Annotated in this window: 7 protein-coding genes; all 7 read right to left on the bottom strand. The window is 41.1% G+C overall.

Features of this window, described 5'->3' with window-relative positions; all coding sequences use genetic code 11:
- Positions 1 to 276 precede the first annotated feature (276 nt).
- The 7 genes from ybiA to PBA01S_RS17205 all read right to left on the bottom strand — a co-directional run bounded on the left by ybiA (position 277) and on the right by PBA01S_RS17205 (position 11,516).
- Positions 277 to 834, bottom strand: coding sequence for a riboflavin biosynthesis intermediates N-glycosidase (gene ybiA / locus PBA01S_RS17175; protein ID WP_232228354.1), 558 nt, complete (start codon positions 832 to 834; stop codon positions 277 to 279).
- A gap of 590 nt (positions 835 to 1,424) precedes the next feature.
- Entirely contained in the window at positions 1,425 to 2,141 is a 717-nt protein-coding gene (locus PBA01S_RS17180) for a hypothetical protein (RefSeq protein WP_127576415.1), read from the bottom strand.
- Between the two features lie 1,056 nt (positions 2,142 to 3,197).
- A complete protein-coding gene (locus tag PBA01S_RS17185; RefSeq protein ID WP_028539437.1) occupies positions 3,198 to 3,587 on the bottom strand; it encodes a DUF5071 domain-containing protein in 390 nt (129 codons plus the stop codon).
- Positions 3,588 to 3,628: 41 nt separating this feature from the next.
- On the bottom strand, positions 3,629 to 8,839 hold the full coding sequence (locus PBA01S_RS17190) for an RHS repeat-associated core domain-containing protein (protein WP_127576416.1): 5,211 nt from the start codon (positions 8,837 to 8,839) through the stop codon (positions 3,629 to 3,631).
- 10 nt (positions 8,840 to 8,849) lie between these two features.
- Complete coding sequence (locus PBA01S_RS17195; RefSeq protein WP_127576417.1) at positions 8,850 to 9,731, bottom strand: hypothetical protein; 882 nt, start codon at positions 9,729 to 9,731, stop codon at positions 8,850 to 8,852.
- Positions 9,732 to 9,746: 15 nt separating this feature from the next.
- Positions 9,747 to 10,316 carry an RHS repeat domain-containing protein gene (locus PBA01S_RS17200; RefSeq protein ID WP_127576418.1) on the bottom strand — a complete coding sequence of 190 codons (570 nt, stop codon included), beginning with the start codon at positions 10,314 to 10,316 and terminating at the stop codon, positions 9,747 to 9,749.
- A gap of 33 nt (positions 10,317 to 10,349) precedes the next feature.
- A complete protein-coding gene (locus PBA01S_RS17205) occupies positions 10,350 to 11,516 on the bottom strand; it encodes a fibronectin type III domain-containing protein (RefSeq protein WP_127576419.1) in 1,167 nt (388 codons plus the stop codon).
- Positions 11,517 to 11,694 lie beyond the last annotated feature (178 nt).

The raw sequence follows: 11,694 nt of genomic DNA on the forward strand, positions 1-11,694 counted from the left end.
AAAATATATATGATTTTTCGAACATAATTCGCTGCAAACTACCCATTTGGCGGAAATATATTCGATTTTTCACATAAAATCTCAAAGTTCGGGCTTCAAGGGAGCGATTATATATGAAATTTCATATAGAATGGGCCAAATCCGCCATATTTGAGCGAATATATTCGATTTTTCATATATATTTCCGTTTCGGCGAAATACTCACACCCCCATTCCACACGACAAATTGGGATAATAACAATCCTTTATTATTTGTGGGAAACAAGGGAACACCTCCTAGACTTCTCGCTCTTCCCAACCTAATGGAGGAATAAAGTAAGCATCGTACTGCTCTTTCGCCAAGTCCGTTAACTTCTCCTTCCACTGCCAGTACTCATCCAGATAACTTTCCCCCTTCCCCATTCGCCAAAATAAGCTGGTTGGATCCTCTTCCGGAAAAGCCACCCAAGGAGGTAATATAAACAATGCTTCTTCTGAGCCGGATAATTTTTCGCGAGTTTCCATCAGGATTTTGCCGAGCCAATTTGCCCCAGACCCATCGCCGTTGTCACCCCAAAAGCGGTCATTCCTCGTATGTTCAATTAGCAAGCAATCTCCCGTAGATACTAGCAATCCCCTCAGTTCAGGATGCTGTTGGAATTTCGCCTCCACTGCTTGTCGCATGATTTTCAACTTCACTTGCTCCCAATCACTTAGAAGCGGCCGGGATCGATCTCTCCCCATCTGTGCAGCTTGAAAAGGGGTTTCCGCTTGTCTAATCGCTTCCTCATGTTCACTCCCCGCAAACTTCTGTGCCTGAAAAATAATGCTCCGACGTTGGCCAGACCTTATCATTTATCTCAATTGGATAAAGAGCAAAGTTGGTAAATTGTCCATAGGGACGATTTGTTTCGTAAAATCGGATCACTTTCTGATCCGCACGGACTTTCAACAACTCATTTCGGATGGACTCCGCCTTTTTTAACATTTCCTGTGCAATCCTTTGGATGTCATCCCTGTCTTCACCTCATCTCTCCGGCAAAGAATGTACTGGGGTGAATATCGATGGTTGTCAGCCTTCGTGCCCCTATTCTGATTCAATTTTCCAATTGAACATATCTTTAAAATCTTCGAAACAGCTTGGACAAACCCAATAGTATTTGTCTTCCGTTGCGTAACCTTTATCACATTCCTCAGGGAATTTTTTTCCAACAAAACTCACAATGGTCATGATCCCATGATTGATTCATAAGTAGGTAATTTTGAAATACCATCTTCTTACCCAATAAGTACTTTGCTTGGTTTCTTATGCGCCAATCGTTCTGATGGCTCACTATGATCATCACTTTCCTCATGTATAGGTGAATATTTGCATCACCCACTTTGGATAATTCTCCGTATCAAGGCTTACCATGAAAAAGTGTCTTAGCTATTTTATGAAATCTTTAATGATTACCCTCTACTATGCTCTTAAAAATTTTCGGCGGAATCGTATAATCCAGATTAATGGTATGAATGCTCTTTTGATAACGGGATATAAAGCCTTCAACATAACGGAATAATTCCTCAAAATAGCCCTCCACACTTGGATTGATACGGGTTTCATTCCAACTAAGGTGATACAAGCCCCAATCAAACAAACGTCTTACTTCTGTCTCAAGCTTAGTCGACACAACTTCCGTTCCTCTTCCACCTGGAACTTTTAGTTTTAGAATTATGCTATCCAATTTCATGAGCATTCTAATAAGCTCTAGTGCATCCTCGGCGTACACATATACATTTTGTATTAAGGCATCGGGCCATTTCGTCATCAGATCTGCTCTCACATTTGGAGGAAGGTTTAAATAATATTCCTGATTTTTATTCCAATACACCTTTCTAATAACAAGAGGTGACTCCTTCCCGCTCTCATCAAGAAAGTTACGGTATTCGGAAAAAAACGACCATGAAATGATACTGTCTGCGGTCCATACTCTGCATCTTAACACCTGTTCCAAGGTTTTCTCTTCAGATAATTCATTCTCTTTACAGTACATAAAGATAGGTTCTTCCGTTAAATAATGCACCATAGCTTCTTGTCTTAACAAAAATAGCGGAGTGATTTTGGAACACACTTCTTCACTATGAATGGAATTACAGCTTCCTTTCACACTTTGACTCAAATTATGACTTCCCCCTTGGAATTGATACACTTGCATTTTGTAGATGATATTATTTATGAAAAGAAAAATGAATACACTTTGCATAACACTGGTCTGTTTCTTCTCTTTTGTCTAATTACGGACAATAGTATACTTCTTCCATGTTTACTTCATCACCTCTTGTATAACTGTCATATCGTCATCGTACTGGATAAGTTCGCGATGTTGGCGCCATGAAGTTAGTAAGTAATGAAAAAGCAGCAGGTGTACTCACGCTACTTTTTTGTGTGATCCTGAGCATTTCATAAGCCACTAAGTCCACATCATATCGATCCGCATCAACAAATTTAGTTAATAGCAAGCCTTATAGGCTTAGGTTGAACCAAGTCATTACACCACGAAAACGATGTTTCCATAAAGGCTGTCCGTGTTGATCCAAACACCAGATGTACGATTCTGGCTTTCTTTTCTTGACTTCAGTATACAGATATACCTGATTTCTTTGATCCAATATCGGATTAAATCAACAACTCATTTCGGATGGACTCCGCCTTTTTTAACATTTCCTGTGCAATTCTTTGGATGTCGTCCATGTCTTTACCTCATCACTCTGATTAGCAAAGTACTTAGGAAGTGCGTGATGACAGCTACAGTAGGTAATTAGTACAAGAGCAGCAGGTTATGTCCCTGCTGCTCTTTCCCAGGGTGCTTTGAGAATATCGATGGTTGTCCGTTGTCGTCCCCCTATTCTGATTTAACTTTCCAATTGAACATATCTTTAAAATCTTCGAAGCAGCTTGGACAAACCCAATAGTATTTTTCTTCCGTTGCGTAACCTCTATCACATTCCTCGGGGAATTTTTCCAACAGAACTCACAATGGTTATGATCCCATGATTGATTCATAAAAAGGTAATTTTGAAATAACATCTTCTTACCCAATAAGTACTTTGTTTGGTTTCTTAAGCGCCAATCGTTTGGTTCAATCATTGTGATCACGTTCCGTTTCATTTGTTACCACAGATCCAACGGATTAAGTTCTCATCAGCCAATTCTGGATTGTTAAGGCCAACTGTGGTCATTTTGATTGTGCGAGTAATTCCTTGGCAATTTCGGGTATGTCGTATTCAATGAGATCTTTATTTTTTAGTTGAGCGAGCCTGTAAAGTTCCTCTTTTAAACTAGAGATAATCCCGGTGTCAAGTTTCCTAATTAAGTGCCACAAAATATTTTGTATCCAGTCGTAATCATTAGATTCTAATATGTCTTTTAATGATGGAATTAAGTCTTGGCCTAGTGGAATTAACAATTCATCAATAATTAAGGGGGCTACAGGCCAGTTTATATCCTTAGTCCATTCTAATATTTCCGGTAAAATCAACTTTAGTTCAGCCTTAGATAAAGTTTTTAGTAATTTAATCGAATCGTAATCACTTTTGTCTTTAGGTAAATAATTTGCAACATCCATTTATTAGTACATCCTCTTTCTTATAAATATTGTTTTTTTCACTACTTTAATCTTACTGAAATGCTCTGTAGTATTTTAGTTAAGTAGTAGGGTTCACTACCATTGTTTTTTACTGCGTCTCTTGAAGACATCCAAATTTGATGTTCAATTGGATCTTTAGCAAGAATCAGTATATGATTAGGGTTTTTGGGATCACTCTTTACAGTAAATACTCCTGTCTTTTTAACCAACTCTATAGAAGTAACAGTGAAACTTTTCCAATCTTTACTTGCTTGTTTAAAATAAGATAGCCCGTTTGCATCTATTACTGGCCTTGGTGTCAAGTTTACATCACCGCCATTTCCACTCCTAAAAATTAGAGAATGTTTATCATTATTAGTTTTAGTAGAAGAAGAGGTGGCTTCCAACCCTAATATAGTCGCTAATCCTGCTGCTTGGATAACCTTACTTAGTAAAGATGATGTATTACCGCTTATCGGCAATGCGACTTCATTTTTAATTATGGTAATAAAATTATTGGTTTCTTTAGAAATCGAGTTAGCATAGTTAACTGCAGCCTGCTTTTGATTGTTATAGATATTAATAATTTCCGAATACGACTTTCCTTTATTTGCATAATATAATGAATCCGGTACGTATTTGTTATTATTTGCTGGATTACTACATTGCCCTGCATGCGAATATGTTTTTCCATTCACTACTGATTCACACCAATAGCCGGTTGGATCAATATTATTCAACGGTTTATTCTCAACATACGTATACAAATTCAAGCTCAGCGGATTTGTTACGCTGCCTTCATACGTATCCTTACTTATAAACCGTCCTGTCGCAGGGTCATAGTACCTTGCCCGCAGGTAGTACAGTCCAGTTTCCTCATCCTGCATTTCTCCAGCGTACTTGAAGGCGTTCTGGATTTCTTCTTCCTGATGGAGGATATTTCCCCACTCATCATATTGGTAACTGTTAACCGTGTTGCCTGCTTCGTCAACGATTTGCACCACGTCACCGTGGCCGTTGTAAACATAATAATACTTTTTGTTTGTTACAGCATCTCGTTTGGCCAACAGACGGTCCGGACCCCAAACATAGTTCGCCAAAGCCTGATTGTTACCATTTGCTTCTGTTATCACCTTACCACTGTTATTGTAAGCATACCGAACTTTTTCTGTCACAGGTGGAGGAGTTTGACCAGAAGCATCTGCAGGTTCTCTTGACGTCGTGGTCTTAGATAACCGCAGCCCTTGCATCTCATACTCAAATTCGGTTGTAACATTTTCTTTGGTTACACTTTTCAGCTGATCCCAGACATTAAAGGTGTAGGTCTGCTCATTAGTGTCTTCAATAAGACTGTCACCTTGCAAGGTTTTGCGGTTTCCGCGTGCATCGTACGCATATACGATCATTTGGCCAGACGGGCGTTTGACTTGGGTTAACCGATCCAACTTGTCGTACTGGTAAGTGGTTGTCCCGGTCGAATCCGTCACAGATATGATATTTCCATTTGCATCGTAAGCATACTGGAATTCAGACAACAAAGTGGCGCCTTTTTTGTTCGTTACTTTGAGCAGTCTACCAATTCCATCATAGGTGTAATCAGTGATTAAATAGCTACCATCCGAGAGTCTAGGATAAGTGACTCGCTTCAGTTTACCGTCCGGTTCATAGGTATACTGCGCATTGGCATTTTCCGCGGCTGTGACTTGATAAGAACCGTTAGTTTGAACACGATTGATCCTGGTCTTATCGTAGCTGTAATGCGTAAAGTAATCAAACGCGTCAGCGACGTTTTTTAGACGATTCGCATCGTCGTATTCGTGGCGAACGATGGTAACCACACCGTCATACACGTTGGCTTTGTAGGTCTGAGAACCATAGAAGTTGTAACTGTTGTATATGGTCATGAAATTCGATCCGCTGCGTTGTTCTTCCTGCCGTGAAGGTCCAAACAGCGTAAATTGATATATATTCTTGAGTGTGGTCGAACCCGCGACTTTCGCAATGTTTCGGCCGATATCGTCATAAAGATAGTTGATCAAGTTGTTGTTCGCGTCCTTGCGGAGCGTAATCTGCCCCAGTTTATTACGGGAAAAGGCATCCTGATTGGCAACCGGATCAGTACTCGTTTTCAGGAATCCCGTCTCGTCATAAGCTTTGGTCGTTGTCCAATTTCTCGTGCCGTCGGTCTGTGTGGTTGATTGCAATTGCCCCAGTTTGTTGTATGCATAGCTGGTGGTTTGATTTAATGCATCTTGCACCGCAGTCAACCGGCTAAGCTTGTCATATTGATAACGGGTCGTATTGCGATTCGGATCTGTATACGTCGTTACATTGCCCAAGTGATCATAAGCTAAATCCTCTTGGACTACGCTTGTCGTACGATTTGGCCAGTTAGGAAATGCCTTTAATGTTATCTCACGCCCCCATTGGTCGGTGTAAGACTCAAGTACATTCCGCTTCAAAGTATCCTGAGGGTTACTGCGGAAGGCAGCGAGATCGCTGGCAGCAACCAAATAGGACGTCGTTTTCCGGTCAATCAGGTCGTAATCGCTTCGATACAAGTTACCGAACGGGTCAATCGCTTCAAAGGCACGTCCCCATGGATCATAGTCTGCCGTCGATACATTGCCGACGGTGTCGATCACGTATTCTGGCCGGGCCATAATATCATAGTGGTATTGGGCCAGAACTAACTCGCGCATCGTATAGTTGTCAAGTTGACCGATTAATACGGCATTTCCGAACCCATCGTAAAATTCGTGTTTAATGTTTTCATAATTAACCGCGTTATCATTTAAGCGTGTCGACCTCGTATAAGAATCGATCCGAGTCGTGATCAGGTATTTATTTTCATCGTCAAAATATTCCGGGCTGTTATCTACAGTTTGATCATGGTATTCGATGACGTCTTCAATCTGATAACGCTCACCGTTTTGATTGTTATTCACCGGATAAATCGTTTTGGTCAAACGCCCATACACATCATATTGATATTGCGTCGTTTTGTTATCTGCGTTTGTTTCTGAAGTCATGAGTCCAAGTAAAACGTTATATGTTCGTTGAACTGCTGTTTCGGTAATTTGCCCAGAATCATTGGTATAATAGGATTTTATTGAAGTCGGAAATAATTGATATGAACCGCTCTGACTGTAATAAGCGACAGTTCTTGCTGTTTTACCATTTTCCAATGGGATTAAAGTTTCCAAGGTTCTACCGTCAGCAGCCTGCGTGAAATTATAGGTTGTGACTTCGCCATTTGCATTTTGCTCCGTTTTTAGGCGGCCCTGAGCATCATACGTATAAAGTTCGGTTAATACCGTACCGGCATCTTTATAGTATTGGATCTTGGTTGGTAGTTTGAAATTGGCATCATACTCATAGGTCGTCGTGTGTTGTGTGACCATTGCAGCATCATTAAGCTGAGTCGCCGTTAACGGACGCGTTTCGCTCTGTAGGTCGCCCCAACTATAATATTTATAGGTTTGGTACAGCTTGTTCTCCCGGGTTCCACTGGTTGTTTTTGTTTCAACTTTCGTTGGCTTATACTTGAATGCTGTATCATAGGATTGAACAGTTTCGGTGATTTTCTCTCCGTTTGATGCTGTATGCTCGGTCATCAAGAGCTGCTTCTTCCCGTTAAACGTAGTTCTAATTTTCAAGCCATCCTGATTCAACGACTCTGAACCGAAACGATAGCTCTCCGGGATAACCTCTTCGACTTTATAAGTTGGGTAACCGGTGACATCACCGAAATACGTGTAATCCAATTTATTATACAACCCTTGAGCATAGATCCCTTTACTTGGGTCATCATAGTTATAACGGTTCAAGCCATCAAATCTAGATGTAACTTGAAATGCTTGATATGCCCCTTCCCCACCCCAGTTCCGGGTAATAACCTGATATTCATAGAAGGATGTAGAATGAGGGTACATCGCATACTGCAGCAAATAAACTGCAGTCCCCGCCTCTGAACCGCCTAATGATTTACTTATCGCACTGAATTTTTCAGAAGCCAAATAGTAGTTGTAGTAAGTGTTATAACCATTTAAGTCCGTAACTCGATACAAGTAAGGTTCATAACGTTTACCTATCAATGTCCCGTTTTCAAAAATGCTGACTTCTTCCCTCTTCTTGGCATAAGTGATTGTTTTCTTCTCCGTCGTGGAGGGATGGCTAACGGTTATCGTGATGTTCTCGGTCATATTCTGCTTGTCGAAATTAGGATCACTCAAGTTACTCTGATAAGCAAAATCAATATTGCGTCCAATCGAATCCACGATTTTCGATATTACTGGGTAATTTTTTCCGTTCATCAAGCGATTGACATGTGTGAATTTAATCTCGTTTCCAAAACGATCCTTAATTCCTAATAGTCTTCCATCAGAGCCAAAGTAGGTTTTCTTTTTGTTCTGATCCACAAGCACATAAGTTGAATTCATTTGACCGTTCGTATAAGTTGAGTCTCTTAAAAGCTCAACATCAGTACGACCGTAGTCCTCCAGTTTGCCTTTATTACTGGCGTCAAACTTCACAACATAGGCTGCACCAGTACCATCATGGTAATGAATATATGACCCCTCGATTTGCAAAGAAGGGAATGCCATCGACCAACCTCCGCCTAAGTCGTAACGTTGTCGGCTATAGGAGTTTTCATCAGGATAAATTTTCGTTGTAGTCGTATACGAGTTCTGCACATACTGAACCGTTTTATACTCGATGTTATAGTCAATGTATCTTCTACCGCTGTCCGGTTGATTTTTCAAATAATGATCTGCAACGTTATACGCTGAGGTTTGATCGGCATAATAACCCGGAAAATACGTTGCGTATTTATTTGTCGCGATATCCCAATAGAGCAGCGTTACATAATAACCTGCTCCGGAACCGACGGTTTGGGACGAACCGGAAGTAACGGTTACTCGCTTTGTACCCACTTCGGCCTGACTGGAGTTGTACAATCGTCCCAAAGTTAAATCCAGGCCATCCTTCCCAGGAAGAGTTAAGTCAATCTCAGAGAGCGTAAGAGTTCCAGTCGCTGGATCAATGGTTTCGCTGACGCCGCTGCGGTCAGCTAGATTTGGTTTATTCGATTCATTGACTAGTTTTGGGGTTACAAGCCCGTTAAGCACCTTTTCCAGTTGCTTATTATCGATTTGGGCATGAACGCTGGGGGCACTTGCTTGCGAGCCAATAATAAAAATCAAAATAGCCACTACAATATTCTTGAAGCATGATATGGCTTGTCTCATCAAAATACCCCTACTCCTTCCCTGCCAAAGCTTGTTTACTAGCCTCTTTCGCAGCTTGTAACTGACGGAGAAGCTCCGTTTCAGAAATGCCTGTTTCCTTGGATAATGAACGAATTCGCTCAAGGGTATCCGTATCTACAGAAGATGTTATTGTCTTAGCATTATTGGTTTGCATCAGTTGTTTTTCCGATTTCGATTGATAACTGGCGACAGCTTTTTCCCCTCCGGTTTTGTAGGCACCAAGCAACTCAGCCACTGTTCCTTTTCCGGTGTCGTATGCAATGAGCAAATTCAGGATATCCTCATCTTTTAATTGTTCCTTTTTGAATTGCGCATACGGTTGAGGATGAGCTTTGGCTAACTCGTTAAGTTGCTTCTGCTCCATCTCCTGTACCAAAATCACCTCTAACTCATCCCAATCTAGTCCGCTGTCTGCTTTGCGTTTCGCCAGTGCTATCGGATCTATGAACTGCTTATTCGCTAACTCATCTAATCGATACAAATCTTCAATTGCGTATCCCTCCGAAAGGAGTTGTTCCATCTGATCTTGAGTTACTTGATAAAGATCTTTGGCATCAACATCCACCGCCAACGACTTCGTTATACTTGGGTTAACCTTGGGCTGAATTTCCACACTTTCATACACAACTTGTTCTTCACTTTGGAAATTCTCAAATGGGGATAGATCGTTATTAAGCTCCACTGTGATTGACGGTTCTTGATTCGGTACCTGAACGATGTGTTCAGTAGACGGTCCCCCGTGAAGAGCTTGATTCCATTGTTCTACGACCTCCTCGGCAAAGCCGATCGTTCCCGGGCCAATTAAGGAGGCCATTAACCCCGCGCAAAGCGGCAGTGCTAGCCATTTACGATTTGCTTTGTTCATCTTCATCCTTCTTTCACCCCTTTATGGATTTAACTGCGTTTTTACCGTCGTACGTTTGAGCAAATTCCCGTTTCGGTCGTAATCATATTGAGTTTGATAGCGATAGAGCCCTTGCTCATATTCCGTCCGGACTAGCCGGTTCGCATCGTCATAGGTGTATTGTTTAAGGGGGGAAATACTCCAACGCAATCGGTAAGGGTCAGAGCTAATCGGCATTCCATCCGCCACTGAAACCTTGAGATATATCACAGAATTCTGAACCAAATAAACCGAAAGATCGGTGTCTTGGCCATTAACAATCTGCTTAACGGCTAGTGGTTGCAAATTTGCATCGAACAGGTCCAGTCTGTACTTAGTTCCGTTAGGCGCTAACAATGTCAAGAAATAAGTATTGCTTTGTCCAACCGATAATTTATAAAAATCTCGATCAGTAGAGCTTGAGATATACGATTCATAGAGCTGGGAAACATTCATGACGGTTGCTGTTTCCGGTGCATCGTTTGGTTCATAGGTATCAAGTGACGATACAGAAAGGTACATCGCGTCAAGACCCAAAGAATAACCAGCACTATTTGCATTTTTATCTGTCACTTCAAAACGTATCGTATGTTCCGCTTTATCATCTTATCTGATCGGTAAAGTTACTACCGAATCCGTACGTTCCTCAATTTCATATAAATCCAAAGTCTGCGTTACAGGCTCGCCATCAATCAGGATCTTGATGATTCCACCTTCCGAAGACTTCTCCATTCTTAGCTCTAGATCGTAAATTCCTTGTGTTGCAGTGAATGGAAACTCCACAAAGTCACCTAATTGATCGGCAGGATAGTTAGCAAGCAAACCCGCACTAAATTGGCTGTTTTCCAACAAATTTAGGGCTTCGCCAGTATTGGTTACAGCTGGCATATTTTCAAATTCGTACACCACTTTTCCTGAGAGTGTGCTTACAATGATACTTTCACTAAAATCAGATACAGCTGAGTCCTCAGCAACCGTCCTCATTTTGAGCGAATAGCTAGTACCAGGTGTTAACCTAGTCAAGGTATAAAAAGTCTCGTTTCCAGGAACAGAAGCAGCTAATACGTCATTCATGTAAATTTCATAGGTTACACTTGTGGTGGTAGGCACATCTGTCGAAACTTTCCAAGACAAATTGATCGTTGTATCCGATTGGACATCTGATCTAAGCTGAGTGGGTGGACTTAGTGGTATAGCTACAGGCTGAAGGGTTGAAGCTGATAAGGCCTCGCTATAATCTGATAAGGAATTGTCCTGCCCCTGCGCCCTAATCTTAAAGATGTAAGTTGTTGCTGGAGCCAACCCGGTGACTGTAAAGTTGTATTGATCACCGGTAGCTGTCCCTACTAACTGGTCGTTACAAAAAATCTCATAGAGTTTAATTGTTTCGGAGATTGAGACGATCTGCCATTCCAAATGAATCTCTGTATCCGAAATCGTTCGTGCGTGAAGTAGGGTAGGTGTTGGGATTGTTGTAGTTTCTGGGAGCGGATCTTGTGGATTTATGTCTGGTTGTGCTTCTTGAGGGTTTTGAGTCGGGTTTTGTTGAGGAAACTCGGGCGCGTTTTCGGTCTGAGGATTGGATTCGAGTCGCTCCTCACCTAATGGCAGCTCCTGCGTACCCGTTTCTTTCACTGAAATTGCTTTCTGGCTTTTTGCTGCTATAGTAGTAATTTGTCGTACTTTTGACTTGTCCGCAAATACGCTGGTGGACGATAGCGTCAATAGAACGATAACTAAAACAACAGCTATTCTCCTAGCAAATACTGACAAATAACATCACCCTTTCTGTAATATATTTCCTATAATATCATATTATATTTTATTTAGAATACTATTCTTCCATTGGGTTATAGTGTATATTAAATAATTTGGGATAATTTCACTATTTAATAAATATTTTGTATTTCAATTGTTAAAATATTTGCATTTGTAGGAAACAAAACTCGTC

Source organism: Paenibacillus barengoltzii NBRC 101215 (genome assembly GCF_004000745.1).
Classification (GTDB): Bacteria; Bacillota; Bacilli; order Paenibacillales; family Paenibacillaceae; genus Fontibacillus; species Fontibacillus barengoltzii.